The sequence below is a fragment of the Sporolactobacillus laevolacticus DSM 442 genome (assembly GCF_000497245.1).
Taxonomy (GTDB): domain Bacteria; phylum Bacillota; class Bacilli; order Bacillales; family Sporolactobacillaceae; genus Sporolactobacillus; species Sporolactobacillus laevolacticus.
Map to the genome: position 1 here is coordinate 170,021 of NZ_AWTC01000013.1, position 26,408 is coordinate 196,428.

At 40.5% G+C, this 26,408-nt stretch carries 24 protein-coding genes and 1 tRNA gene; 5 read left to right on the top strand and 20 right to left on the bottom strand.

Translation table 11 applies throughout. The features are described 5' to 3' along the window. Positions 1 to 89: 89 nt before the first annotated feature. From P343_RS31755 to P343_RS31770, 6 genes are all read right to left on the bottom strand, one after another. Positions 90 to 1,769: a glycoside hydrolase family 13 protein gene (locus tag P343_RS31755; RefSeq protein ID WP_023510918.1), complete on the bottom strand. Its 1,680-nt coding sequence runs from the start codon at positions 1,767 to 1,769 to the stop codon at positions 90 to 92. Positions 1,770 to 1,807: 38 nt separating this feature from the next. Beyond that, positions 1,808 to 2,632 (bottom strand): PTS system mannose/fructose/sorbose family transporter subunit IID, encoded by an 825-nt coding sequence (locus P343_RS31760; protein ID WP_023510919.1) that lies wholly within the window; start codon positions 2,630 to 2,632, stop codon positions 1,808 to 1,810. Further along, on the bottom strand, positions 2,629 to 3,459 hold the full coding sequence (locus tag P343_RS31765) for a PTS mannose/fructose/sorbose/N-acetylgalactosamine transporter subunit IIC (protein ID WP_023510920.1): 831 nt from the start codon (positions 3,457 to 3,459) through the stop codon (positions 2,629 to 2,631). Before P343_RS31765 ends, P343_RS31760 begins: the two co-directional genes overlap by 4 nt. Before the next feature lie 17 nt (positions 3,460 to 3,476). Further along, positions 3,477 to 3,968, bottom strand: coding sequence for a PTS sugar transporter subunit IIB (locus P343_RS0119035; protein WP_031264109.1), 492 nt, complete (start codon positions 3,966 to 3,968; stop codon positions 3,477 to 3,479). A 60-nt stretch (positions 3,969 to 4,028) separates the two neighbouring features. Beyond that, the gene (locus P343_RS0119040; RefSeq protein ID WP_031264110.1) at positions 4,029 to 4,451 is read right to left on the bottom strand and encodes a PTS sugar transporter subunit IIA; all 423 of its coding nucleotides are present in this window, start codon (positions 4,449 to 4,451) and stop codon (positions 4,029 to 4,031) included. A gap of 214 nt (positions 4,452 to 4,665) precedes the next feature. Beyond that, positions 4,666 to 7,323: a sigma 54-interacting transcriptional regulator gene (locus P343_RS31770; protein ID WP_023510921.1), complete on the bottom strand. Its 2,658-nt coding sequence runs from the start codon at positions 7,321 to 7,323 to the stop codon at positions 4,666 to 4,668. A 261-nt stretch (positions 7,324 to 7,584) separates the two neighbouring features. Between P343_RS31770 and P343_RS31775 the strand changes: the two genes are divergently transcribed. Then, positions 7,585 to 7,657, top strand: a tRNA-Ala gene (locus tag P343_RS31775). A 148-nt stretch (positions 7,658 to 7,805) separates the two neighbouring features. Here the strand turns inward: P343_RS31775 and P343_RS31780 are convergent. Then, the gene (locus P343_RS31780) at positions 7,806 to 8,636 is read right to left on the bottom strand and encodes a sulfite exporter TauE/SafE family protein (protein WP_023510922.1); all 831 of its coding nucleotides are present in this window, start codon (positions 8,634 to 8,636) and stop codon (positions 7,806 to 7,808) included. Between the two features lie 108 nt (positions 8,637 to 8,744). Here P343_RS31780 and P343_RS31785 point away from each other — a divergent pair, with 108 nt between their 5' ends. Then, entirely contained in the window at positions 8,745 to 9,647 is a 903-nt protein-coding gene (locus tag P343_RS31785) for a LysR family transcriptional regulator (protein WP_023510923.1), read from the top strand. Positions 9,648 to 9,810: 163 nt separating this feature from the next. On the opposite strand, the gene P343_RS31790 is transcribed toward P343_RS31785, so the two are convergent. The 5 genes from P343_RS31790 to P343_RS31805 form a co-directional block, all read right to left on the bottom strand. Beyond that, a complete protein-coding gene (locus tag P343_RS31790; RefSeq protein ID WP_023510924.1) occupies positions 9,811 to 10,740 on the bottom strand; it encodes a hypothetical protein in 930 nt (309 codons plus the stop codon). Between the two features lie 91 nt (positions 10,741 to 10,831). After that, positions 10,832 to 10,954 (bottom strand): SH3 domain-containing protein, encoded by a 123-nt coding sequence (locus P343_RS36815; protein WP_084297823.1) that lies wholly within the window; start codon positions 10,952 to 10,954, stop codon positions 10,832 to 10,834. A gap of 211 nt (positions 10,955 to 11,165) precedes the next feature. Further along, positions 11,166 to 12,413, bottom strand: a complete 1,248-nt coding sequence (locus P343_RS31795; protein ID WP_023510925.1) for an RNA-guided endonuclease InsQ/TnpB family protein — start codon at positions 12,411 to 12,413, stop codon at positions 11,166 to 11,168. A 96-nt stretch (positions 12,414 to 12,509) separates the two neighbouring features. Further along, on the bottom strand, positions 12,510 to 12,746 hold the full coding sequence (locus tag P343_RS31800) for an SH3 domain-containing protein (RefSeq protein ID WP_023510926.1): 237 nt from the start codon (positions 12,744 to 12,746) through the stop codon (positions 12,510 to 12,512). Between the two features lie 59 nt (positions 12,747 to 12,805). Continuing rightward, on the bottom strand, positions 12,806 to 13,624 hold the full coding sequence (locus P343_RS31805) for an alpha/beta fold hydrolase (protein ID WP_023510927.1): 819 nt from the start codon (positions 13,622 to 13,624) through the stop codon (positions 12,806 to 12,808). Between the two features lie 305 nt (positions 13,625 to 13,929). On the opposite strand from P343_RS31805, the gene P343_RS31810 reads away from it, so the two are divergent. Beyond that, positions 13,930 to 15,576, top strand: a complete 1,647-nt coding sequence (locus P343_RS31810) for a phospholipase C (RefSeq protein WP_023510928.1) — start codon at positions 13,930 to 13,932, stop codon at positions 15,574 to 15,576. A 245-nt stretch (positions 15,577 to 15,821) separates the two neighbouring features. On the opposite strand, the gene P343_RS31815 is transcribed toward P343_RS31810, so the two are convergent. After that, on the bottom strand, positions 15,822 to 16,292 hold the full coding sequence (locus tag P343_RS31815; protein ID WP_023510929.1) for a disulfide oxidoreductase: 471 nt from the start codon (positions 16,290 to 16,292) through the stop codon (positions 15,822 to 15,824). A gap of 152 nt (positions 16,293 to 16,444) precedes the next feature. Between P343_RS31815 and P343_RS31820 the strand changes: the two genes are divergently transcribed. Further along, entirely contained in the window at positions 16,445 to 17,047 is a 603-nt protein-coding gene (locus tag P343_RS31820) for a pentapeptide repeat-containing protein (protein WP_023510930.1), read from the top strand. Positions 17,048 to 17,066: 19 nt separating this feature from the next. On the opposite strand, the gene P343_RS31825 is transcribed toward P343_RS31820, so the two are convergent. Both P343_RS31825 and P343_RS36975 read right to left on the bottom strand, forming a co-directional pair. After that, positions 17,067 to 17,411: an RsiV family protein gene (locus P343_RS31825; protein ID WP_023510931.1), complete on the bottom strand. Its 345-nt coding sequence runs from the start codon at positions 17,409 to 17,411 to the stop codon at positions 17,067 to 17,069. A gap of 615 nt (positions 17,412 to 18,026) precedes the next feature. Then, positions 18,027 to 18,167, bottom strand: coding sequence for an FbpB family small basic protein (locus tag P343_RS36975; RefSeq protein WP_168371037.1), 141 nt, complete (start codon positions 18,165 to 18,167; stop codon positions 18,027 to 18,029). A 164-nt stretch (positions 18,168 to 18,331) separates the two neighbouring features. Between P343_RS36975 and P343_RS31835 the strand changes: the two genes are divergently transcribed. Continuing rightward, a complete protein-coding gene (locus P343_RS31835; RefSeq protein ID WP_023510934.1) occupies positions 18,332 to 19,228 on the top strand; it encodes a GNAT family N-acetyltransferase in 897 nt (298 codons plus the stop codon). Between the two features lie 104 nt (positions 19,229 to 19,332). Here the strand turns inward: P343_RS31835 and P343_RS0119045 are convergent, their stop codons facing one another. The 5 genes from P343_RS0119045 to P343_RS31860 form a co-directional block, all read right to left on the bottom strand. Further along, complete coding sequence (locus P343_RS0119045) at positions 19,333 to 20,463, bottom strand: metallophosphoesterase (protein WP_023510935.1); 1,131 nt, start codon at positions 20,461 to 20,463, stop codon at positions 19,333 to 19,335. 296 nt (positions 20,464 to 20,759) lie between these two features. Then, entirely contained in the window at positions 20,760 to 21,374 is a 615-nt protein-coding gene (locus P343_RS31840; RefSeq protein ID WP_023510936.1) for an FMN-binding negative transcriptional regulator, read from the bottom strand. Between the two features lie 238 nt (positions 21,375 to 21,612). Further along, a complete protein-coding gene (locus P343_RS31845; protein ID WP_023510937.1) occupies positions 21,613 to 23,031 on the bottom strand; it encodes a M20 family metallopeptidase in 1,419 nt (472 codons plus the stop codon). Positions 23,032 to 23,055: 24 nt separating this feature from the next. Further along, positions 23,056 to 24,432: a M20/M25/M40 family metallo-hydrolase gene (locus P343_RS31850; RefSeq protein ID WP_023510938.1), complete on the bottom strand. Its 1,377-nt coding sequence runs from the start codon at positions 24,430 to 24,432 to the stop codon at positions 23,056 to 23,058. Between the two features lie 325 nt (positions 24,433 to 24,757). Continuing rightward, positions 24,758 to 26,398 carry an ABC transporter substrate-binding protein gene (locus P343_RS31860; protein ID WP_023510940.1) on the bottom strand — a complete coding sequence of 547 codons (1,641 nt, stop codon included), beginning with the start codon at positions 26,396 to 26,398 and terminating at the stop codon, positions 24,758 to 24,760. Positions 26,399 to 26,408: the final 10 nt, after the last annotated feature.

Genomic DNA, 26,408 nt, shown 5'->3' on the forward strand with positions numbered 1-26,408 from the left:
TGATTCCTGATTCACCTCTATATTGAAATTAAAGACTCTGTACAGCACCAATACTTTTAAGTACTGGCATCGTACAGAGTCTCTTTCGTTCATCCAATTTTACGAATAATGAACGCTTCGTAAGGTTTTAATGGTGCATGCGGGTCAGCATCAGAATAGTTGCTGATCACAGCCTCCCATTGATCATAAATGAAAGGCGCAATTGGGTTCGCTTCAACAGTGTCCTCCCAAAAGTTAGCAACGACCAGCCATTTTTGATCCTGGTAGACACGTTCATATACGAAAAGCTGTGGATCATCCTTCAATAATAATTGATAAGTTCCCTCGGTCAGAATCGGTTCATGATGACGTAGATCAATCAGCTTCTTGTAATAATAGAAAATGGAATCTTGATCGGCAAGCGCTTCGTCCACATTGATCTCCGGAAAACGCGGATTGACCTTCAAACATGGCTCACCGGTTGTAAAACCGGCTTCTTCACCGGCACTCCATTGCATTGGTGTTCGCGCATTGTCACGTCCAACCTGCCAAACCGCCTTCTTAAACACTTCTTCAGATATTGATTTATTCTTAATCACGTATTCCTTATAGGCATTTTTAATTTCGACATCATCATATTCATTAAGCTCATAATGGGCATTAACCATTCCGATTTCTTCGCCTTGATAAACATATGGTGTGCCCTGCATTCCATGAAGCACAGTTGCAAATGCTTTAGCACATTCTTTTCGGTATGTTGTGTCATTACCCCACCGTGAAATGATTCTCGGACGATCATGATTTTCAAAGTACAGTGCATTCCAGCCGCATCCGTGCAGCGTGTCCTGCCAGTTTGAGAGCACCTGTTTCAATTCAGTGAAAATAAACGGCCGGAGTGCCCATTTGCGGTTTGGAGATCCTGGAACGCGGTCAAGTTCAACATGTTCAAAAGTGAAGATCATGTTGAGCTCTTGGCGTTTAGGATTAGTAAAAAGTTTGGCAATCTCCGCATTAGATCCAGGTGCTTCGCCTACGGTCATGCAATCGTTAGGAGCCAGCACCGCACGATTCATTTCTTGTATAAATTCATGCAAGCGCGGACCATTTCTATGCATAGAACCAACGATGAATTCTTTGCCAGATTGAGGCTCATAGTCTGGAAAATCTGTGTATTTGGAGATTTCGGCGATGACATCCATTCGCCAGCCATCTACACCTTTATCAATCCAGAACTGCATCAAATCGTAGATTTCTTGACGAACCTTTTCATTTTCCCAATTCAAATCCGGCTGCTTCTTCGTATAGTAATGGAGATAGTACTGACCGCGTTCCGGTACATATTCCCAGGCAGAACCACCAAAGTGAGAGCCCCAGTTATTTGGTGCGCTGCCATCCGGCTTTGGATCCTTCCAGATATAGTAATCACTGAACAGGTTATCCTTGGATTTTTTACTTTCTTGAAACCATAGATGTTCATCCGATGTATGATTGGCCACCAGATCCATGATAATCTTGATCTGTCGCTTATGCGCTTCACCAATTAACCGTTCCATGTCCGCATTCGATCCGAACCGATCATAGATCTTGCGATAATCACGGATGTCATACCCATTATCATCCTGCGGGGAATCATAAACGGGGCTGATCCAAAGTGCATCTACACCCAGTAGTTGTAAATAGTCAAGCTTGTCAATGATTCCTTTTAAATCGCCCCATCCGTCGCCATTACTGTCCTTGAAGCTACGCGGATACACTTGATAGATAACAGCTTTCTTCCACCAGTCACTCATCATCTATCTTCCTTTCATCGATCATAATTAGCTTTGATTTACGCAATTTGTAATACTGAAAGCAGAATACTCAAACCGATAACACCAAAAATCAGGTAATTGATGCTGACTTTTTTATTGAGCAAATAGAAACAGAGCAATGTCAAAAGAAGCGGTACGATGCCAACAAAAATTTGATCCAGCATATTTTGCAGTTTCAGAACTGAAGCTCCTTGCATACTCATGGATATCTTCGTCTGAAACTTAACCATCTGGCTAGACATTCCTCCGACCATGATCAATCCGACAATGCCTGCCGCCTTTGTCAAAATATGAATCAATCCGCTTTGATAAACACGTTCAATATACGTCGATCCCAGTGTGTAACCGAGAAAAGTTCCATAATAGCGCACTAAAATTGTTGGAATATTAAAGATGAGCAGGAAAACGATTGGTGCAAGAATATTTCCTGTACTTCCCATGCTTACTGCAATTCCGGCTGCAATAACGCGCAGTACCCCCCAGAAAAATGAATCACCAATGCCGGCAAGCGGTCCCATTAGACTTGATTTAATAGCATTGATTGAATTCGCATCAAAATCTTTGTTCTTACTGTTTTGTTTTTCCATTGAAGCAGCAATGCCCATAATAAATGTAGACAATGGAATGGTCGTATTAAAGTAGGCCATATGTCTGACCAATGCTTCTTTCTTTTTTTCAGGATCTTTTTTATAGAAATGATCAATAAAAGGCATCATTGAATAACAGAATCCAGAAGCACCTTGTTTCGCAGGAGTAACAGCTGTATACAAGGTAAACGCACGCCAGAACATTTTTCGCAGCATCTTTTTTTCATCTTTAGTAACGTTTGTCAGTTTACTCATTGAAAAAAGTCCTCCTCTTCTGAATCCATTTCATTTACACTTCCCGATGGGGTGGCCAAAGCCGGTGCATTTTCCATTTTTTTCGTTAATTGGCTGATCTGATAGTCTCTTTGAGCGATTGTTACAGCGATAATAGCGCCTAAAACAGCCAGAGCAACTAATGGCAGTTTCAAATAAGCGACAAGAACAAAACCAAGGAAGAAGAACAAGTAAATTTTCTTATCCCAAAGCAGTTTCAACAGCATCGCCATACCTACTGCCGGAAGCAAGCCTCCGCAAATGTTCAGTCCATTCATAATTACCGGAGGAATTGCTTTTACAAAAGCATTAATCGCACTGGAACCTGCCAAAATACCGATAAAAGGAAGCAAACCGTAAATTCCCCACTGCAGGCACCAGGCACCGTAATGCAGCCCTATAATCGCTCGTTCTTTTCCCTCTGCAGCAAGTCTGTCGAATACAGGTGCGAAGAATCCAATAACACCAACATATAAAAGCGTTTTCACTTGAAGTCCGAGAATACCGATGGGTATCGCTAAAGGTAAGGCGATTGCGGCTCCTCCACCAAGATTAATTGCGAAAGCAGTGCCTACGGCAGTGGCAAGTCCTGGTTCTGCGGCACTCGCTCCACCAATATTGACAACACCCATAAAAACAGCTTCCAAGGACGCACCGATAATCACCCCGGACTGGACATCTCCTAGTGCCAGACCGACTAATGGCCCAATGACGATCGGACGGTTAAGCATGGTTAAACCTAGAAGTTCAGCTCCGCCGACAGTAGCAATAACAATCAATGAAACAACGATTGCTTCATACAGCATCATTCAAACACCTCGCCCATTTATTTTTTTAACTGTCCCAACAGATCAGCAGCTAGCTTCTTCTCAGCAGAAGGAACGACCTGAAGTGCTGTCTTTGGTTCGAGTTCAACAAGTCTTTTCAAATTTTCAAGTTCTTCATCCGTCAGAAGCACAAAGCTGCTTAGTTCGGTTTTGTTTCCGCCTACAGATTTACCAACATTTCCGATGTTTACATATTGGATGTCGGGAACATTTTGAACAATCGTGAGTGCATCCTTTATCGTCTTTACAATGACCAACATTCTCATGCTCGCGGCTTTTGGATTGTTCAGCACCTTAATCGCTTCTTCAACCGGCTTAATTAATACTTTGATCTCACTTGGCACGGCCATTTTCAGCGCCATTTTCTGCATTTCGTTGCCCGCTGCTTCATCATTTGGCACGACAATACCTTTAACCTTTAATTCCTTTGACCATGTCATTGCAATCTGGCCGTGAATCAGCCGTTCATCAACTCTTAATGCTACGATCATTTAAATCAGCTCCATTTCATTAATTGTTCTAACGTACATCCTGCGCCCCGTTCTTACCCATCAGCTTAAGAATTCTTCTTCTGTATCCTCAGATGGATCGGGAAGTTTCTGTTCCACAAGCAGCAACGCATTTCTACTTGATTCAATCTTCTTCTTCAGTGATTCGCTGGTCACAGGCTCTGTCATAAGCAGAACCTCCAGAATAATAGGCAGGTTAAAACCCGCAATGATGAATGCATGATGATTTTGCGCGTACAGTGTAACTTTTTGATTCACACTGCCGCCGAGGAGATCGGTAAAGATTACTGCCTGATCGTCTTCCCCTAATTCAGAAAAAAAGTGTTCAAGTGTTTCATCAACGTCTTCTTTATCTACATAAGCGTTTAAAAAAGTAATCGAATCGGTGTTGCCGATTAAAATGGATAAGCTGCTTTTCACCCCGTCGGCAAAGTTGCCATGAGAAGCAACTAATAGTTTCTTCATTTTTCTTCACCTCGCCTTCTCTTTTTACAAAGCAACTTTCATGCCAACTTTTTTAAACACATAAAAAACGATCAATAGTGACCACCAGACGCCATAAAACGCCAAATTGTGACCTATTGACCGTTCATAAATTTTGCTTTCTTCCTTTTTTTAGACACATTCAATACATGCCAATATAAACTTAAACACTTTGAAAGGTCTATTAAACCCATCATCACTCAATCGGTAATTTTTTGATAAACGGTTTCAACAATTCATAAAGTAGGGAAAGTTCATAGCCGTTGATTCGAACATTATATTTCGATTCAATGTCGTGAAAAATCTCTTTGGTTACGGCTGTAAATTCCTGTTCTTTATCTGAAAGCTGAACACTCGTATTATCTCGTGCGCTATTTTCCTTAGTAATAATCAGCCTTTCGACCATAAGCGCAATGTGCATGTACAAATTCAGCTTTACCTTGCCGTCGAGCTGTATCTCATAATACTTTTCATACAGCGAGATGACATGCTCCACTTCATTAATAATGACATTTGGATTTAAAAAGCTTAGACGATTCGATACCCCTTCAATGGTAAAGTTCTTTAAGAAATCCTGAATCATCAATTCAAAATGCGGCCTACCGATATAAGACTTTAACCCATGCCAAAGATGGTTCTTACCCTTTTCTTCCAGTATTTCGTAAATGTTGATGTTTGGCACATCAAGTGTAGCAGGCAGTTCCGTCGTCGTGATGATAAAAAGCGTCTGCTTAAAATAAGACTCATCATTGCGTTCAATCGCATCTCTTAGTTCCTTGTATTCAATCGTGAGTACATCTAGTCGCTCCCGTGGAATATAGTGTTCAATCATCTCTTTGACTTTATTAGAAATACCAACTCCGGACATACATGAGATGATGATATTTTTTCCTTGCGTCAGTCCTTCAAAATATCGTGCTTCAATAATATAGTTGGACTTCGCTTGCTCGGCGATCTTTTTAAAAGGGATATTTTGAACCATTTTCATGCCGATGTCCAAGGCAACGGCAGTTGTCAAATTATTGATAACCAGCAAATCCCCATTCAGCAGATTTTTAATTGATGAATACAGCCTATTTAACGAGCCCATATCCACCAGTAGAACCAGACCGTCGCTCGTGTCCGTCTTTTTTAAATAATCCTTGACCTTCTCAATAATTTCGCCAATATCAGTGGACATGGGCATATCAATCGATTCGAAAACAAAGGTATGGCATAGCTGATTGGCGACCGCCTGAATACTGCTCGCCGTATGCCGCCCATGCGCCACGATAAGACCGTGCAGCCTGATGTTCTCCTCAACATATTCTTGCAGATAAAAAGTATTGATGAGCGTCAAAACATCGCTCCGTTCATCAACAATGAGCGAATTCTTCTCTGCTAGTTTCTCAGAGATATAGTATGCTTTTGGAAAAAGCCGAGCGACACAATTAATCAGCTGATGATCAAAGTTACTTAATTCAACACTTTGAAAATAGACAAAAGTATCATACATAGCATCTATTATTTCATTGGGACAATTTACACCGTATCGTTCTTTTAACCATTGAACATGAGCGCCATATTGCTCTCTAATTGCCCCAATATGATCGAAGAAAAAATATGAATTTTCCTTGCCTTGGCGAATAAATTGCATCAATTTCTTAAATGTAAGGACTAATTCGGATCGATCACGTGCCGAATCTTCTTCCGGGTAATCCGCTAAAAGAGAAAAAAAGTCCGTTGTGCTTTGCCTAATCTGATCCGTTGTCTCACGCTCAGGAATTTTGGTCTCTTCATGATAACGAATATGCAAGGGTGCTAATTCTCGGTCAAAGACAACATGCTCCTGACTCTGTTTTTTAACAGGAGGCAGATGGGAATGATCAATCTTCAAGACTTCTGTGCTTTGTTGCGCAGTAAACGCGTGTGCGCAGCTCAATTGAATCATGTTTCTTAACATGCCTACATTGCCTTCCATCGGCTGAAAACATAATTGATTTAAAGCTCCACTGCTCACATCAATATCTTTCTTAATCTTCTTTGCTTCCTGCAAAAAACTGTGATACACCAATCGCAGACGTTCGTTGAATGGCCGTGCGTCCAGATTACTGATATGAATCTTTAATGGAATTCTTCTTCGGAATGTGGCGAGCAATACTTGATCATTCTCTTCTGTTGTCGCAAAAATAAGGCGCACGTTCGCTGTATGCCAGATTTTATTCTCTCCAATTGGGCGGAATTGGCCTTTATCCATAAAGATAAAGAGCTTTTCCTGGTTTTCAAACGATAGTCGATGGATTTCATCAAAGAACAGATAGCCTCCGTCTGCTTGTTTGAGTAACCCTTGCTTGTCCTTGTCCGCTCCTGTAAACGCACCTTTTTTATAGCCAAACAATGTTGTCGAAAGCAATTCAGGGTTATTTGCATAATCGGCGCAATTTAAGATTATGAAAGGCGCATCAGGACCAACCGCACCACGATCCACAGCATAGCGAAAGATCAGGCTGGCGAGAAAGCTCTTTCCAACGCCGCTTTTCCCATTAATAATCAGAGGCAAACCATTTGGCGGATAATTGACAGCCGCTTTACATTGTTCAACGATCGTACGCTGACTACCCTCATAACCAACAAAGTTCTGGAAAGCATCCGTTTCTTTCGTCCGATTTGCTTTCTCATTTGTGATTGCGTGCCAGTAAACAGGTTTTGTTCCCGCTTTTTGTGCGCGCCCGTCTTTCAATAAACCGGTGAGATAATGACTGGTTACCTGCCGACTCAGATTCAAACGTTCAGCTAACTCTGTTGCCGTAATACCTGCCTTTGATTCATCAGCGAGCTGAATCAATGCCTCGAATACTTTATCTTGTGCTTTCATGAAGGCATTTCTTCCTTCCGTTTATCACTTAACTGCCCTCATTATAGCAAAGTTGGTTGAATTTCTGCATCCGTTTTCATATCAGAAACTATTGCTATTCAGCACTTTTCTTGCTTTTCCCATATAAAAATTGGCGAAGCTGTGACATCCATTTATGCACCTTTTTATGATGACTTTTGCTGATGCTTGACCTGCCCTGCAAAAGCATTGTACAATGCTTTTTGTGACGATCTTTGTTTACCACTTAGCTTTTTGTTTTAAGGGGCATTAGCTCAGCTGGGAGAGCGTTGCGCTGGCAGCGCAAAGGTCAGGGGTTCGAGCCCCCTATGCTCCATAAAAATGATAACAGCAAGGGTTTTCGGTGTATTCGAACCCTTGCTGTTTTCTTTATTTAGCCTAATTGGTCACCATAGATGGTTTCTACTCTATCATCTATTTTGCGCTTATTGGCATATATTTTTCTATATTGGGATTGAATTATATTATTTTATAAGCATCTGGGTTATCAATAGACAAATAATTATAATTAGCAATGACTTAGCTATTTTCAAAGGAACTTTAGGCAAAACAAGAAGACCAATTTGCGAACCAATAATGGAACCTAAAGCCATTGCTACTGCATAGGACCATTGAAGAAAACCAGTCTGATAATAAACAATAAATCCTCCTGCACAACTACCAAAAATCAAAACCCTTGTCAGTTGGACAGCTTTAAAATATGTATGCTGTTTCTTCATGTAATATAAAATGCAAAATGTAGAAGAGCCAGGACCGAATCCCCCATCATATGCAGCTATAAAAAAAGGAACTAAAGAATGCCAAACTGTATCTGAAGATTTATTTTGATCTACTTGAATCGTCTTTGTCCATTTAATATTTTTTAGGGTAACGATTAATGCGAAAAATAGGAGTATTAATGCAATCTTATTCATTGCTTTTTCTGAAACTTGAGCTGTAAATATCGCTCCTCCAATCCCTCCCATAAATGCCACAAATAAGTTTTTTATTATCGTTTTCTTACTTAGCTGCTTACGATGTATAAGATAGAATACACTCGAAAAAGCAGCGATGCCTGAAGAAAATTTATTAGTAGCAATGCTTGTTTGAATGGGAATACCCGTTAACATCATAGCTGGAAGTGTAATGAGTCCTCCACCGCCAGCTAGAGTACCAACAAATGAAGACACAATTCCAATTAAGCACAGAACGATAAGATGATTGTTAAAGGATAACGTACTCACTAAAAACAAGACTAAGCTCATAAAAAAAATGATGGTAACAAGGTTAAAAACAGTAATGAGTTGTTTTTTCATAAATAACTCCTTTTTATCAGTTAATAAAAGGATATATAATGAATATTGATAAATCTAATATATGTTTTTCTATCATTTATAAATAAAATTTATGAAAGGGATCTATTTATGAATCTTCATGCCTTACGCATATTTACTAAATTAGCTGCTATGAAAAGTGTTACCAAGGCTGCTGAAGCCCTTTCGATAAGTCAGCCGGCTGTAACCGTTCAAATACGAAATTTAGAGAAAGAAACAGGATTGAAACTCATAGAAACAGAAGGCAGAGGTATAAAACTAACTAAAGAAGGAGTATTTTTAGTTGTACATGCGGAAAGCTTGTTCGATATGGAAAAAGCTATTGAAAATAAGCTGATTCAACTAAAGCATGGAGAATTGCAAGAACTGCGAATATCCTCTACCTATTTACCAGCTAATTTTTTATTACCTGCTTGCTTAGCAAAATTCAAGAACGATTTTCCTTCAGTAAAGGTAAACCTTTATTGTGGTAATTCAAATGAAGTTATTGAAAATTTACTACACTTCAAGTCTGATATAGCTTTTGTAGTGAAAGAGGAGTGGAATAACCCGGATATAAAACGTGATCACTTAATGGATATAGATTTTTGGTTTATTGTCCCAAAAGGGCACAAATATGATGGAAAAGAAGTTTCATTAAGGGAAATCATGTCGGAACCCTTTTTATTAAGAGAAGAAGGGAGTTCAACAAGAGAAATACTCTTTTCTTTATGCAAAATTCATAACGTACCTATTCCCAATGTAGGCTTGCAATTTCATGGATTGAATGAATCGATCCATTCTGTTATTGCGGGATATGGTACAATGCTGGCTCCAGCACCTGCAGTCATAGACTATTTGAAACGTAAGGAAGTAGGTAGAGTACTAGTAAAAGATATTGAGATAAGACGGCCTGTATATATTTGTAGCCGCAAGGGAGATAAACAAATGATCACTTCTTTAAATAAATTTGTTAACTTTGTAAAAAGTTATTCAACAGTAGAATGGAATTAGAAAAAGTTCTTTTAATAATCAACACCTATGTTTTAATCGATACTTTTGTTATTTCTCCAGTGCGCAATACTTGTATTGGATTTTTTTTTAAGGGTTTCCTCTATCCAATTGCCCACAATCTTATTCCTTGAGCTTACTCATTACGCTTTTAAGTAAATATAAATTAAGCTTCAAATCTTCCAAAAGCTTGAAGCAACAATGTATTTTTAATAACGACATTGGCTTTCCACCAATTTTCACTTATAGCAAATTCTTTGTTAAAGCTGCTCCATTTCCACGTTATATCCCAAACACCATCCGCGTTTCTTGTATTGAGAAGATAATCAAGTTCTCGGTCAACAATTTCTTTGTTTTCCTTATAAGCAGGATTATCAGGAGATTTAATGAATGTAGTTGGCCTACACCCATAATCGTTCCAATGATCTGCGTCTCTATTAATTAGGTGAGTTATTTGCTGATCAAGCAGTTTACATAGACTGTAATACTCAAAATGGTTTTGTATCTCTGCCTTTTTGATATATGCAAGCATATGTTGTACACACAAAAGGGGGTGCATGTCTAGCTGCGGTTGGAGTAGAAATGATTTTGAGAGCTCTTGAGAAAGATTAAAGCCTTCTGAAAAAAGATCACTGCCTTTGTCGGAAAATGCTAGTATAAATCCCGCCAATATAGCTGTTGGGTTATATTCCCTTCGGCTATTGCTATCTGAATCCGTGTGCCACCATGGAGCATGGGGATAATGGTTATTGGACGAAACAGTGTTTTGCCATCTACCCTCTTCAAAATCAGTACCGCTTTCCAGAAAGTTGAGTATTTGCTGGATTAATAGATGCTGCTTATCATCAAAATGAATCTCTTCAAGAATTTCTATAGCTGTGGTGGTTTGAATAGGTGTCGAATTGGGATTCCAAGAGTCCGGCTCAAGTGCATGACCAAAACCACCATCTTGATTTTGATATGCTTGTAAGTAAGTCAGCACATTTTCTCCAGAGCCATTTTCAAAATGATAGTTCCATCTCGCCAGATCCAATGGGCGGGCGTTGCGATGCATCCATGTTTTAATTGAATTAAAGTCAGATTTCAATAGTTTCATAGTCAATCCGAATCTCCTCGTATTGAAAAATCATCATCCATTATGCATTTTCAAATCATTACAAAGAAAACACATACACTGCGGCCATTTATCATCGGTTAATAGCTATATGGTCTGTCGGAATCCAGCCCTTTTCACCGGCTCTAGTTTCACAGTATGTCCACTCGTTTAGATTTTTGAATCCACGCAGCAGCTCGCCTTTTTTAACGGTCAGTTCGTGAGCCGAATAGTCCTCTCAACTACCACTGACTAAAGTCAGTGGATTGAGTGCAGTAGTACCAAGTTAACGATCCTCAGATTTTTCCATGTCTTTTTGGCATCCTTAAATTGGTATTCGTCTACTTAACCCTCTCAATTTGCTTAGATACGGCACTGCCTTACGCATAAGGTACGTAAGGTCTTACACGCTAATGACCAAAGCCATTTTAGGATTCCGAAGTTGCTACGGCACCTGTTTTTGATAGGATCAACAATCCTTTTCGCTTGATGTTGATCGCTGCATTGTGATCGCGAATATGAAATGTACAACAGTGAGGACACATCCATTCTTCCATACCAAGCTTGACATTGTGGTTAATTTCACCGCAAACATGGCATGTTTTGGTTGTGTATGCTGGATTGACTGGTAGATATATTCGACCATATAATTTGGCTTTGTAATCCAATTGGTTAATTAACGTTCTCCAACCAACATCACTTATGGACATTGCAAGGGCATGATTTTTAAGCAAATTCTTTCCACGCAATTCTTCTGAAACAACCACATCGTGGTTCTTGATGAGTGTTGTCGAAACATTGTGTAAAAAGTCAAGACGCTGACGAGCGACTTTATTTTGCAGTTCAGATAATCGAAGGCGTGCTTTTTGATAATTTTTGCTGTTACGTAACGCGCGTTTTTCTTTTTTAGCACGTACTGCTCGTTTAGACACAACACGTTGGGCTTTGGCTATTTGACCTTTGATCCGTTTGTAGAAATGTGGGTTTTCGACGACCTTGCCATCACTTTGTGTTAAGAAATTAGATAGGTTTAAGTCAATACCAACTGCTTTGTTTGTTTTAACTAGTTTTTCTTTAAATGGATGATCCGATTTCACTTGAAAAGAAATAAACCAATTTCCATTAGGTTCTTGTTTGATTGTTGTGATGCCAATCCGAATACCTTTTTCACGAGGCAAGTGTTTAATGTTGTTTGCTGACGCTTTCAGCACATTAACTTTGGGAATCTGGATATGATGCGAATCGACCACGCGTACTTTTGATCCATTGAAAATGTCGTAACCTGCAATACGTGCTTTAGCAACGTAACTATTCTTGGTTTGGTACGACAAACGATAACTGTCTTTACGTTTCGGTTTAGGCGTTCCGGCGTTATTGACTTTACGCCACCTGTTCCAGGCAGATTGATACGCAGCATTTGCAAGACTCGGCATATTTGTATCTAATCGCTTGTCATTATTAAGCCACTTAGCATGTTTTTTTGTGCTCCATTCGCGAAAAACAAGGGCGTTATAGATATAGCGAGAAGTGTTTGCGTTAAAACGCATAATATCTGCTTGTTGTGCACTTGGATATACGCGAACTCGAAACCCAGATACATACTTAAATTGTTCTTTAACTTCAGCCATACGTTCTTTAATTGCGATTTTCTGTTTGTCTGGCATTTTCCCCTTCAATGGATTATCCTCCTTTCTTAGTTGTTACTATTATTATATCTTTATTTAGAATTTTAGGGATATTTTAGTAGTTACTATGGCTTACAGCCACGGATTTCAATCCGTGGCTGTAAGCCACTTTTTTTGTAAAACCTTTGCATGTGAATAAAGATCGGGCAAAGTTAGGATCTGTTTAGGCACCCAACCTTCTTTTTCTGAAATTACTGATTTGCAAAAGATCCAATTTGGGTACTGGGTATCTTCTTTTCCATAGACTACTTCTTCATCCTTTTTTAGAACAATTGGGTCCGGATAGCAGGACTGATAGTCCTTAATAACAATATATTTATTCACAAGAAAACACTCCAATCATCAAATGTTGCTGGACCACTGCAGAACATTGTGAAAAGTTTTTATTCCGTGGTTTCTGCCACTCGATCCAACCATTCACTGATGAGCGAATTAAAGAGCTGAGGTTGTTCTATTTGTAAATTGTGACCGGCTATATCCATTACAGCAAAGGTGCCTCTCGGGTATTTGTCTATGATTTTAAGTGCGTCCTTATAGCCAACCGCAGAGTCTTGTCTTCCCAAAAGAAACAAGCTTGGTTTGTTAAATTCGGATTGATCGATCTTAAAGGAAAATGCGTATTTATTTTTCACCTTTTCCAAAAACTGCTTATTCGCTATCGTGCAACCTGTGAGTATTTCTTCACGGTAACGCAGCCAATTATATTCATCGAGAACTATTGAATTTGCTTTGAAGTCCTCTAACTCTTCCTTACTTAAACGAGAAATAAATTGATTATCGATTTTCATCACTTGATGCGGCTCTATCGAACGGTCTTCTTTTAGCGGGGTAATGCAAGGACATATGAATGCTGCACCAAGTATGTGTTCCTTTTGCTTTTCGATGATACCTCTCTCAAGATAACCACCGTATGACTCACCGACAATTAAATAGTCTTGATTTGGAAGAACAGCTTGAATAAATGCTAATACAGCTTCCAGCATATCATCAGAACTATTAATCGCCGCGTAGTTTTTTGTCAATCCCATGCCGGGAAGATCAATATAGATGCGTCGCCATCCACCTTTTTTATTGAAAATAGGTTCCATACAGCCGCTAAGTAAGCGATGATCCGGCGTATAGCCGTGGATCATGAGAATCGGCGTTCCTTCTCCTTTATCTTCATAATAGATGTCAGCCTGACGAACTTTGCAGTATGCCATAATGAATCCTTCTTTCTCAAATGGTTGTAAAGCGAACGTATTTTCGCATATCGTTTTATAAGTATAACTAATTCATGGGCATTTGTCTGCAAAAATAATAAAAATGTGATTCATCCAGACATTGATAAGACTAAATAAATAGATTATGAGTTTATTTCCTCGGAAACAGTACCATCTAGACTAATCCATCTTTCCTAATCGTTGTTTACTTTTTACATTCATAAAACATTAAAGATATCAATAGTTAATCTTTTGAGTTTATGATCAAATTGTGACAGAATATTTAATTGGGAGACGATAAAAAAATGATCAAGCTCAAATTAAAGAAAAAATGGACAGCTGGTATTCTGGTCGCCACACTTGTTGCAACCGGCAGTTACTTTGCGCTGACGAATGCTCAGATATCGACCGCAAAGTCAATGACGAAATCCACTAACAAATCCTACGTCAGCGATCAAGGGAGTACGACAACACCGATCAAACATGTTGTTGTCCTTTTCCAGGAAAATGTCTCATTTGATCATTACTTCGGCACCTATCCTCATGCACAGAATCCAAAAGGCGAACCTGCTTTTCATGCTGCGCCGAATACCCCGACAGTCAATGGGCTGAGTTCCTCGCTACTCACCAACAATCCAAATGGAGCGAATCCTCAGAGACTTGATCGAACTCAGGCTGTCACAGCTGATATGGATCACGGTTATACAGATGAACAGAAAGCATTTGATGGTGGATTGATGGATAAGTTTGTTGATTTTGGCGGCCATGGTAATAATCTTGTATTGGATTATTATGATGGAAATACAGTCACGGGGTTATGGAATTATGCGCAACATTATTCATTGAATGATAATTCCTTTGGTACAACCTTCGGGCCATCAACACCAGGCGCTCTGAATCTCATTTCCGGACAAACACATGGAACGGTTTCTTATACGGCTAATAGCGATGCAAACGGTGAATTAATCAACAGTGGCGTAGTAGACAGTAAGATTAATAATGACACAATGTACGGCGATATAGACCCATACTTTGATAAGACTTCTGTTGGAAAAGCAGCTAAGATGACGGGTAAAAATGTTGGCGATATGCTCAATCAGAAGAAGATTACTTGGGGATGGTTTGAAGGTGGTTTTCACACATCAAGTGAACAGCATACTAATGTTGCAGGTGGGGCATCAACCGATTATATTCCACATCATGAACCCTTCCAATATTATGAATCCACGGCAAATCCTGAACACCTGACCCCTTCCAAGCCTTCGATGATTGGTAAAACAGATCAGGCGAATCACCAATATGATTTAACCGATTTCTGGACTGCTGCAAAATCAGGACATTTGCCTTCTGTAAGCTTCTTGAAAGCCCCAGCTTATCAAGATGGACATGCAAAATACTCCGACCCTCTTGATGAACAAACATTCCTGACGAACACGATTAATAATCTCGAACAACTGTCTTCATGGAAAGACACGGCAGTGATCATTGCTTATGATGATTCAGACGGATGGTACGATCATGTGATGCCTCCGATCGTCAATGGTTCGAATGATCCGGTTGTCGATGCATTGAATGGCCCGGGGAAAGCGGGTACAGTTAAACTAGGTGCTTATTTGGATCGTGCCGGTTATGGTCCACGTCTGCCGCTGCTCGTGATCTCTCCATACGCCAAATCTAATTTCGTTGATAATACTTTAACTGACCAATCCTCAATTTTACGGTTCATTGAAGATAACTGGAAATTAGGGAGAATGGGCGATCAATCCTTTGATACCTTGGCCGGAAGCCTAGAGAACATGTTTGATTTTACAAATCATGGGAAAAATAAGCCGTTTTACTTAAATGCGGATACCGGTCTGGTTGAAAGTAAACCAACTGCCAAGAAACAGGGTATAGATTACCTGAAAGCTCTCTATAAAGATGCAGGTGTAACATTGCCTAAGCAACAATAAAATAATCTGCCAAAAGTTGATGACCGGTTAAATGTAATTTTATTCGGTACCATTTGATATCTTTCACCATACAAAGTATAAAAGTCGACTGGCCGCGCAAAGGTAAGATTGTTGAATTAACTATGTCTCTAAAAAATATGAAAACAGCAAGGTTTTCGTTCGAATGGAAACCTTGCTGTTTTCATTTTATATGCTCATTTGAATAGATGTGAGGCTATCCCATATTTTATCAGATACTTCGCTTGTTACCCTCTCAGCGAGATTTCGGATTCTGATCCTGAAGCCTTAAGTTCTTCGGAATCAGACTTGACCAGCATCATGATTAGTGTAATCAGCAAAAAAGCAACTGCGGACATGAACGGGATCGTGATAAAGCCAAAGATCGAAAAGTCTTTCACTGCGCACGGATTGCTAGGCGAGCAAAACCGCACTGCATTGAATTGGGGCAGCATCTGAATGATATAATGATAGCAGGCAAGGATAAATCCTAAGCATGAGACCGGCAAAATATATTTTCTAATCGAAAAATCATTCATTAAATAAGCAATACCGAGACTGATGACGAGCGGGTACATCAGAATACGCTGATACCAGCAAAGCGTACACGGAACCAAATGCATGATTTGACTAAAAAAGAGACTGCCTCCTGTTGCGACAATGGCGACAATCCACGAAAATAGTAGTAAGTAGTGATTCGGGATTCTGTTCTTTATCATATATACGCTCCTATGCTTCAAGTCAATCTATTTACAGTCTTACGGATCTAGGCTTATTTTAAGCAATTTTAATCCATTATGAGAAATAATATAAATTAAGATCAATAATGATTTGTTTTGCAATAGAAAACGAAAGCATGGTGAATCCCCATATGAACCATATCGAGCCTATTGAAAATCAAACGATTTTTCTTGAAGAAATCGAAGAAGGTGCTGTATTAAAAAATTGTGAAATCGACAGCAATCAGGAGCGAAAACTGCTGAGCGGCGCTCAATTTATTAATTGTGTGTTTTTATTTGATGATTTTTCGAAAACCGAGATTTTGGACTGCTCCTTTTCCCATTGTGAGTTCTCCAACTTTAATTTTGAGAAAGCAATTTTGTATCGAGATACGTTTACCGCATGTAAGCTATTGGGTACAAATTTTATTCAAGCCGGTGTAAAAGATACACAGTTCTCTGACTGTCTCATGACCTATGTAAATTTTTCAGACTCAAAACTCACCAATGTAAAATTCGAATCAAATAAACTAAATGAAAGCTCCTTCCAGCATGTCCAAATGAAAAAAGTGAGCTTTGATCGCTCTTATATAGATGGTGTGGACTTCAGCGAAACGGCACTTAAGGACATCAACTTGTCCAGCTGTGAGTTTACGATGATCCGGATCGACGTCAATTTGGCAACGGGACTAAAAATTAACCAATTCCAAGCGGCAAGTCTTATTTCATCCTTTGGAATTAAAGTGGTTGATTAATTACATTCATCAATGCATTCTATTTAAAATACGTCGACGGAATGAACAGCGTTGGTGCGCCAAGCGCAAAGGGTGCCACCTCATATTGCCCGAACTGAATCTTCAGTCCATTTGAAGTCCAGTAATAAGGGTGCCCGTATATGGTTGCTTTGTTGCCCAAGCTAAAGGCAAGCGGATAGCTCTTATGCTTCTTCATATACAATTGGGCATAGTTGTTCGCCTTGTAATAAGCGGATTTGGTTTTAAAATTTGCTTTGAGCGAAACATCTTCACCAGTTTTTGTATAAAAATTAAAGGTTTTAAATGATGAAGCATCGTGGGCTGCGCCGGCAGAGTAAGAGTTTTCGCTGAATTCAATGCTCAATTTTCCATGTGCGAAATACTGTACCTTGTAAGATAGCCCATATTGGCTCTTGCTTACGCCGCCATCGCTAGAATACGGGGGGATTCTTTTTTATAAACTTCTGTCTATCTACGTTTACCTTTTTCGCAAAGTTTTTTAAGGTATCATTAATTCTTGTCTGTGCAGCACGGTTCGAGAGGCCGCGAACTTGCGGATATCGGATGTACCTCAGTCCTGGTGTGCTCTGACGAAATGGTTTCGCCGCATAGAGTGTGTAGGTATGAATTTTCGACGCCGCCAGGGCGTTTTGTCCACCGCAAAGAGCAGTTAATAAGATAAGTGCGAATGCCATCGACAGTGTTATGGGTCGTAAGTATTTTCCCATGGTTATTCCCTCTTTCAACAATTCTATTTCTATCATCGTTGAAAATCAGAATCCATGCAACAGCATCTCTTGTACTTGAATACATTTCCGCCTTATGGACTTTTCCCGAATCTTCATGAGCTCGATTATTTTTTTTTTTAAATTCACGTTCTTCTTCATCACTAAAACGCAAAAACAGCAAGGTTCGGTAAATGTTTCAAAACCCTGCTGCTTTATAATCCGGACTCTTCATCAGATGAGCTATCCGTTCCTTATTTTTTGATGCTTTTTTTCATTCCGGAGATCCGTCTCTCATCAATGATCGTTTCGATCCTGTTTAATTCATTGCTGTTCTTCCAAATTTCTTCTTGATTTTTTTTCACCAATTGCAAGTACGTTACTTTTCTTTTCATAGGATTCATCCTCTCTTCTTTCTCCTATCTTAACTGAACTTTTTGAATAAATGATTAAGTTTATGTGGGATTTTTTTGAAATTTGCATGCATGTTCACCCTATTTTTCTTTTTACCCGTTTCCTTTATACTGATTGTGTATAGGAAAAGATTGGTGGGATCGCAATGACCATTGAATTCTTGAGTAATAAGCGATTGGATGACTTCATCGCTTATTGTAAAAAGTACCGGGCTGAAGTCGATGATTCATTTCTTTATGATGAAGACCTGGCGAACTTCAAGCCGGATGAAGAAAATCCGACCTATGTGCTGATCAATGAGCAAGGCACGATTTCCGGTGCCGCTTCTCTGCTTATGGAGGAGTATTACCGCAGAAGCAAAAGAGGCCGCTTCAGAATCTTCCATTCAGAGCAGCCGGATGCAGAGAATTACCGTTTGCTATTGAACGCAATTATCGGTCATACAGATGAATTAGATGAACTTTCCCTGTTTCTTCCAACGATAAACACCGAATTGATCAACATTATGGAAAAACTGCAGTTTAACAAGTGGCGCTATTCATTTCTTTTGGTTAAGAAAAACGTGAATCCAGTTCCCGTCATCTTACCAGAAGGTTTTGAAATTAAGGCTTTCCGTCCGGGAATAGATGAGGCAGTCTGGGCAGAGGTGCGTAATGCGGGATTTGCGAAACTGCTCGGCAGTGAAACACCGGTCACTCCTGATATGGTGACAAAAATGATTTCGGAAAGCGATTATTTGGAAAACGGAATGTTAATTCTTTATCATAACGGCAAGGCTGTTGGCATTGTCAGAGGTGCAGATGATGAGTATGAGAACGCGTCAATTATGAACATTGGACCGCTGGCGATCATCCCTGAATACCAAGGCAAAGGTTTAGGCAGAGCATTGCTCCGCTCATCACTGAATTTCGCCTGTGAAAAAGGGTATTCCAGCACAATTTTGTGCGTGAATGGCGAGAATGAACGCGCAAAGACGTTATATACTCACGAAGGATTCAAGCAAGTAGAATCCGTGGTTTGCTACACGTATTCGCTGAAATAACAGCGATTCGTTCACTTCCCCCAAACCATAAATTCACATTTATTTTGCTTTTTCCGTACATGAAACACCCGATCTGAAACCCTCATAAGTTGCCGATTGGGTGTTTAGTTATTTTTACGCTTTTTCTTGCTCTTTTTTGTGTCCTGATCAAGATCAAAGCTGAACGTAAAATTGTCTTTATTTTTCTTGAACGCGTGTGTACGGTTGACTTGAGGAGAGAATGTGCGCACATAGATTTTGTCGTGTGTGAGATCAAATCCCATCACACGAATGTAGCCTTGTCCGCCTTTTACCGACTGATAGTCTGATAAAATCTGCATCACTTTACGATCTGGTTTTCCATCACGGTTATCATCAATAGCGTCAACACGCCTCGCCGCACCATAAGAATGTCCATTCATAACCATGCGTACATTTCGGTTTTGTTGCACAACTTTTTCAAAGAGCATTTGTCCCTGAACGGTTCGCTTTCCATAGCTCCCAAGATAATCATGAACAAAAAGAATTGCGATTCTCTTCCTATATACATGCAGCACATGGTTCATCCAGGAAATTTCCTGACCGCCAATGCCCCAGCCCATACCAAGCATAATGTACTTCTGTCCATTGGCATTGATCAGGTCAAAATGGCCTTTATTATTCTCATAAGACCCGCCGTACCATGGATTCCACATATAGCGATCGTCACCAAAATAATGATAAAACGGCCTGTAATTCTTTTGAAAGCCAACATCATGGTTTCCGGTAATAATTCCATATGGAAGTTTGGCATCATCTAAAATCCGCATCGTTTTATCAGCTGTTTTCCACTGGTAAGGCTGATCAAAATTATTAACGATATCGCCTAAATGAAAGATATATTTTAAATTCAAAGAATCTCGATTGGAGACAAACCACTGATTCATCCGTTTAAAAATGTCCGGATGGGATCGGCTGTAATACTGGGTATCCGGAAGCACGCCAAACGTAAAGTCAATGGAATGAATGCCTTTGAATAATTTATGTGCAACTTTCGGCTCTTTATCAAAATATCCCTTTAATTCAGGCTTTTTGAAAAAGACATGCTCAATCCGTTCCTGCTGGCGCGTATGGTGCTCTGCATTCACCGTCTGAACATTTGTTTCTGTTTGCTTGCCGGGAAAAAAGCTGAGAACGGCTGAGATCACGCACCCAAGAAACAAAAGGACAATTATGATTTTAATAACTAAATAATTTTCCCGTTCGTTATGTCGCATACAATGTCTTCTCCCTTCCGCGTTGGACACAACGTCCCGGAGGGCAGGTACGCTGGCCTCCGCCAGGCATGTTTTCCTTACCTGAACCAGCCGGCGCTTGTGCTCATCAGCACTTCTACGCCCACATCACTTTCTTAAATTGCGCGGTCACAGCCAATTTCATGCAAAAAAAAAGAACTTTTCTCCACTTCTGAAGAAAAATTCTTTCAAAAACATATCATTTGCATGAATAATATCTATAATTGGCGGGATTGATATTTGTTAATAAATACTATTTTGTACTTTACCTCACGTAATTAAGATTTATTTCGAAGATTTTCTTTCATTAGGTGAGCAATTTTTCGGCTATCTTCACTTTTGGATTGTTCTAATTGCTGAATCACACATTCAAGACGCTCAACTGAATGATTTTGACTTAATTTTGCTTTCGCTTCAATTTTATCAATTTTTATTTTGAACCCCACAAGTCCCCTAGTCATTCCTTTAATGAATTGCGGATCAATCTGATCATATTGATAGGAACTCTTCTGATTTTCATACTTTAATACCAAGTCGCGTAAAGCCCCCATTAACTCTTCACCATCTAGAATCTCTACATAGCCATACACATGAACAGCAACGTAATTCCAAGTAGGAACCGCTCTCCCCGTTTCATACCAAGAAGGCGAAATATAACAATGCGGACCATGAAAGATGGCGAGGACTTCTTGTTTTTCAATGTCTTGCCACTGCTCATTTGGCCGAGCAAAGTGTCCATACAAATATTTATTTTCTTTATCCAAGGTCAATGGTATGTGAGTTGCACAGGGACTCCCCAGATGCTGGGAAAATAGTGTAGCAAAACCATTTTCTTTAATAACTTCATAAATAGCGTCTTCATCATCGATTTGAAAGTGCTTTGGAATATACATACAAATCCACCTCTCCATTAACGATTTTAAAAAATTCGTACTTCTCAATAGGACTGATAAATAATAAACTCGTAAACCCTATATCTCAAAGTTTACGAGTCTAAACACTTTTTACTATTTCGAAAAGTACTGTCTTGCATACATATTAAGTCAATCTACACTTTTTTAATGTATTGGCAAACGATTGATTTCTTAAGCCTAATTCACTTTTTCTTGTTTAGTCACCGCAATGCGTCAATTAATATACAGGCGGCGTCACTTCCGGCGGAATCAGGCATTTGTAAGTTTCGCCGTCCAGTCTTTCTTTGAATTCGCGTGTCGCTTCTGCAAGTAATTCCGGATCTTCCAATGCTTTGAGAGCTGTACATGCCATTGCTTCCCCGGCATATAGTGCAGCATTTAAAGCAAAATCCTGGGTGCCTTGGGCGACTACTTGCCATGTGTGCGGCACCGTCGCAAATGCCCAAGTTGACGTGAAGCATTGGGCTGTTGGTACATTCCAGCTGACGTCGGAAACGTCTGTGGAACCTTCCATAAACGTATCCTGATCTGGGCATGGAAGAACCCAGTCGGCAATTGGTTTTTCATCAATCGTTCCACGCTGTTCAGGCGGCAGGAACTTTTTGGCAAAGTTCTTTTCATTATCGCCGAGCGATGCATAAATATCTTTGATAAAGGCAAGATCCTTTTCCGATGGTTCTGGATAACCGATCTCTTCCATAAAGCCAGTCATCACTTGGTGAAGCGCCTTATTTGGAATCAAATTACAGCATCCGCCTTCAATCTCGTAGCTCATTTCCGTGTCGGTCATCAGCGCTGCGCCTTTGGCCACATTGACAACGCGTTTGAAAAGCTCTTTTACTTCATTCGGTTTCGGGGATCGGACAAGAAATCGTTCCTCCGCGATCGCCTGAACAACATTCGGCGACACGCCGCCGGTGTTCGTTACAGCGTAATGAACACGAGCTTTGTCGGCCATGTGCTCCCGCAAATAGTTGACGCCGACATTCATCAGTTCCAAAGCATCCAGCGCGCTGCGTCCGAGTTCTGGAAGAGCGGCGGCGTGCGCACTCACCCCTTTAAAGGTAAAACGTGCTTCAATAACCGCGTTGGACGACAAATGTTGTACTGCATTTTTGGAATCCGGATGCCAGGAGAATGCAGCATCGACATCACTGAAACAGCCTTCCCTCGCCATATAAGCTTTGCCGTTTCCGCTTTCTTCAGCAGGGCAGCCATAAAAGCGCACAGTGCCTTTAAGCTGATGTTTCACCAAGTATTCTTTAGCAGCAAAAGCGGCCGCAAGTGAGCCGACGCCAAGCAAATTATGGCCGCAGCCATGACCGTTTCCGTTTGGCACAATAGGATCATGCACTGTCTTATCTCGTTTCTGACTAAGTCCGGCAAGCGCGTCAAATTCACCAAGAAAGGCAATCACCGGTTTGCCCTCGCCGTAGCTGCCAATAAATCCGGTTTTCAGGCCAGCAACGCCACGTTCAACCGTAAATCCTTCCTCTTCAAGTGCGATGCTCAGTAATTCAGAGGACTTCTGTTCACCAAAATGTAATTCTGCAAAATCCCAAACCTTTTCACTCAGATTTTGGTAGAGGTCTCTTTTTTCATAAATTAATGTTTTGATTTCATCGATAAGTCCCAAAACTAATTCTCCTTTGTTATCAATTTATTCAGCTGCAAAATCGGTCAGTAAATAGGCCATATGCAGGCATCCATCAGCATAATCTTTCATTCGGATTGACTCATTCGGCGCGTGTGCCTTGGATTCGGCCCAGCCAACACCTGTACTGACAATCGGCAGTTGCAGACATTCGTTAAATTGATACATCGGACCGGTTCCCGGTGAATTCGGATAAAGAACAGCTTCTGAACCATACGCTTCTTCGGCTGTTTTCTTTACCAAATGAAGGAACGGATCAGTAATGTCAGAGCGATACGCACGCTGTGATTCAATGAGTTCCACCTTTACATCAGAAAATCCATGACGAGCGAGATGACGTTCGAAGCAGGCAAGTAAATGTTCACCTGTCTGTCCTGGAACCATACGACAATCAATTTTTACTTTCGCTTCTTTCGGAAGAACCGTCTTCGCCCCTTCACCAATATATCCGCTGACCATTCCGCATATGGTCATTGTCGGATAAAGCATCAGCGCATCTCTTGGATTCTCGCCGCGTGCTTCTGTAATGAGCGGCCGAGTTAATCCAAAAGGACCAGTTAGTCCGGATTTATCAAATGGCAAGGCGCGTACGATCTCCATCAGTGCTTCATCAGGTTCTTCAATTTCGTCGAAAAAGCCTTCTACCGTAATGTCATTATTTTGATTTTTCATGCTTGCTAGTGCCTGAACCAATCGCCATGCCGGATTATCAATGACTGCTGCAAGCGATGAGTGAATATCGATTGAGGCACTTTTCGTCGACAATTCGAAGTATGCGGAGCCTTTGATTCCCGCATAGAGTTCGACACGTTCCTGAGCATCTTTGCTTCCGAATTCCCAGATGCATGCATCCGCTTTAAAGAGTTCAGCGTATTCCTTCAAATAGCGCGGAAGATTCGGACTCCCGATTTCTTCCTCACCTTCGATAAGAAACTTGATGTTGCACGGTAATCCGTCAGCCTGTTCCAGCGCTTTAATTGCTGCAAGGCGAAGCATCAATGAGCCTTTATTATCTGCCGTTCCACGTGCATAGAGAATTCCATCCTTAAGAGAAGGTTCGAACGGCTCTGATTCCCATTCATCAAGCGGATCCGGCGGCTGTACATCGTAATGATTGTAGAAAAGCAATGTTTTATTCGCATTTCCTTTGCTTCCCGCGGCAAAGAATCCGTAAATAACCGGATTACCACCCAAGTCATCAAGTATCTTAACTTCTCCGCCAACACTTTTCAGCAAATCAGCAACAAATTGAACGGTTTCCGGTATTTCCAAATGTTGTGCTGAAACAGATGTCAGGCGTAAATAACGATACAGTGTCTCAACCGATTGATCCGCTTGAGCGATTACTTTTTCCTTTAGATCTTGTCTATTACTTGTAGTCATCAAATCGCTTCCCTATTCAAAATTTCACTAATAGAATTGATCAAATTTTGGCTGTGTTAAATCTCAATGTTGATACTCTATTGATTAGAGCGGAAGGTGCGAGACTCCTGCGGGACCAGCGAGCCAGGCGAGACCCCGCAGCGAGGTACCCGAGCGAGGAGGCTCGCGGATCGCCCGCGGTCGCACCTGTTGATGCGAGCACATGGAGCAAAAATCAACAGGCAAGTTTAACAAAACTAAAATTTAAACAGCTGTCTCAAAAAGAGCAGCTGTTTAAATGTGTAAACATATGATTAGATAATTTGCATGGCTTCAGAACCTATGCTTATTTCTTATAAGCCCATTTCTGGAAGTCTGCAACTGTACCTGGCCAGTAAGAAGAAGCACCGCCATAAGCAAGATCTTTGCTCTTTACAACAACTTCATTGTCTGAGTACAGGGTAAGTACAGGCATATCTTTTTCCCAGATCGATTGGAGTTGGCTGTAAATTGCCTTTCTCTTCGCGCTGTCCGGTTGTGATTTACCATCAGCAATCAGCTTGGTAGCTTTCGGATTTTCATATTTCATGAAGTTATATGCGCCGTTTGGTCCATACAGTGCAGAAACATCAGGGTCAATGTTGAACGTGAATCCGATTAGAAGAAGGTCGAAGTCACCTGCTGCACCTTTTTGCATGATTGTTGGGAAGTCGTAAGTCGTTTCTTTAACCTTTACACCAATTGCTTTAAAGTTCTGAACGATGATGTCGGCTGATTGTTCACGCACTTTGTTTCCAATCGGAACAACGAAGTTCAGTGTCTTGTTGAAATCCCAGCCAGCATCCTTCAGCATTTGTTTCGCTTTCTTAGGATCATATTTAATCACGTTCGTGCTCTTATCGAGGTAAGGGCTTTGTGATGTATATGGTCCGTCAATAATCTCACCATTTCCTTTAAGCAGTTTGTCTACGATTTGTGGACGGTCAATCGCGTAAGCAATTGCTTGACGGATTTTCGGATTAGGCAGTGTTTTCGTATTGTATTCCATTGTCTGGAATCCGATTTGCGGGTGAATTTCTGTTGTTACATTCTTGAGTTTCTTAGCTGTATCAACATCTTGGAACGGAAGGTTCCCAATACCGCCGGAAGCATTCGCTTGAATCGTGCCGGCTTGCAGTTCACTCAAGAGGTTCGGAGCCTGCATAATCTTGATGAAGAACTTAGGTGTTTTAGGCTTGCCAAGATAGTAGCTATTATTTGCTTTGTATTGAATGTACGTATTCTTGTTGTATGTTACAAATTTGTACGGTCCGTTTGTTACATTAGGTGCCTGAGCGTATTTGCTGTTTGCAAAGTCTGCAGGTGCAATATCTTTCAATACGTGCTGAGGCATTGTAATGATTTTCGTACCGATCATTTCTTTAATGTAATTTGGGTCAACCGGTGTCTTTGTTTTGAAAGATACCGTATGTTCGTCAATCTTCTTCAAATCAGGAATTGATGTTTTTCCACCGGTCAACTTTCCGTTTGCGTCCAGCCCTTCAAGCGTTGAAATATTCGAACCAACAGCAACGGTTGATTTCGGGTTTGCGATCAAGTTGAACGTAAAAATAACATCGTCAGCTGTAACTGGCTTGCCATCTGTCCATTTTGCTTTCGGATTCAGGTGAATGGTATACGTCTGATTATCGGTTGTATCAATCGATGTTGCCAGCTTAGGCTGGAATTTCAGCGGTGATGTCATGTCAAGGAATGAGTCGAGCATCACGCGAATAGCAAATTGTCCTGCAATGTCACTTGTGTTGATTGGATTGAATCCACTAGGAGGGTTCACCATACCAAGATAAATGGTGTCTTTTCCTTTGCTGCTTCCTGAAGAAGAACTGGATCCTCCGCCGCATGCTGCTAGCAGAACAAGCGACAATGCCATGAAGGATGTGATCACATATTTCAAAATGCGTTTTGAAATTGATTTTTGTCTGTTCATATTGTTGTTT

Coding starts and splice junctions, on each gene's coding strand:
- P343_RS31815 (WP_023510929.1), bottom strand. CDS start 16,292: ATGATAAAGAACAGAATCCCGAATCACTACTTACTACTATTTTCGTGG.
- P343_RS0119045 (WP_023510935.1), bottom strand. CDS start 20,463: ATGCGACATAACGAACGGGAAAATTATTTAGTTATTAAAATCATAATT.
- P343_RS36975 (WP_168371037.1), bottom strand. CDS start 18,167: ATGAAAAGAAAAGTAACGTACTTGCAATTGGTGAAAAAAAATCAAGAA.
- P343_RS0119040 (WP_031264110.1), bottom strand. CDS start 4,451: ATGAAGAAACTATTAGTTGCTTCTCATGGCAACTTTGCCGACGGGGTG.
- P343_RS31755 (WP_023510918.1), bottom strand. CDS start 1,769: ATGAGTGACTGGTGGAAGAAAGCTGTTATCTATCAAGTGTATCCGCGT.
- P343_RS31840 (WP_023510936.1), bottom strand. CDS start 21,374: ATGTATATTCCAAAGCACTTTCAAATCGATGATGAAGACGCTATTTAT.
- P343_RS31835 (WP_023510934.1), top strand. CDS start 18,332: ATGACCATTGAATTCTTGAGTAATAAGCGATTGGATGACTTCATCGCT.
- P343_RS31820 (WP_023510930.1), top strand. CDS start 16,445: ATGAACCATATCGAGCCTATTGAAAATCAAACGATTTTTCTTGAAGAA.
- P343_RS31790 (WP_023510924.1), bottom strand. CDS start 10,740: ATGAAACTATTGAAATCTGACTTTAATTCAATTAAAACATGGATGCAT.
- P343_RS31805 (WP_023510927.1), bottom strand. CDS start 13,624: ATGGCATACTGCAAAGTTCGTCAGGCTGACATCTATTATGAAGATAAA.
- P343_RS0119035 (WP_031264109.1), bottom strand. CDS start 3,968: ATGATCGTAGCATTAAGAGTTGATGAACGGCTGATTCACGGCCAGATT.
- P343_RS31810 (WP_023510928.1), top strand. CDS start 13,930: ATGATCAAGCTCAAATTAAAGAAAAAATGGACAGCTGGTATTCTGGTC.
- P343_RS31760 (WP_023510919.1), bottom strand. CDS start 2,632: ATGAGTAAACTGACAAACGTTACTAAAGATGAAAAAAAGATGCTGCGA.
- P343_RS31765 (WP_023510920.1), bottom strand. CDS start 3,459: ATGATGCTGTATGAAGCAATCGTTGTTTCATTGATTGTTATTGCTACT.
- P343_RS31770 (WP_023510921.1), bottom strand. CDS start 7,323: ATGAAAGCACAAGATAAAGTATTCGAGGCATTGATTCAGCTCGCTGAT.
- P343_RS31780 (WP_023510922.1), bottom strand. CDS start 8,636: ATGAAAAAACAACTCATTACTGTTTTTAACCTTGTTACCATCATTTTT.
- P343_RS31785 (WP_023510923.1), top strand. CDS start 8,745: ATGAATCTTCATGCCTTACGCATATTTACTAAATTAGCTGCTATGAAA.
- P343_RS31860 (WP_023510940.1), bottom strand. CDS start 26,398: ATGAACAGACAAAAATCAATTTCAAAACGCATTTTGAAATATGTGATC.
- P343_RS31850 (WP_023510938.1), bottom strand. CDS start 24,432: ATGACTACAAGTAATAGACAAGATCTAAAGGAAAAAGTAATCGCTCAA.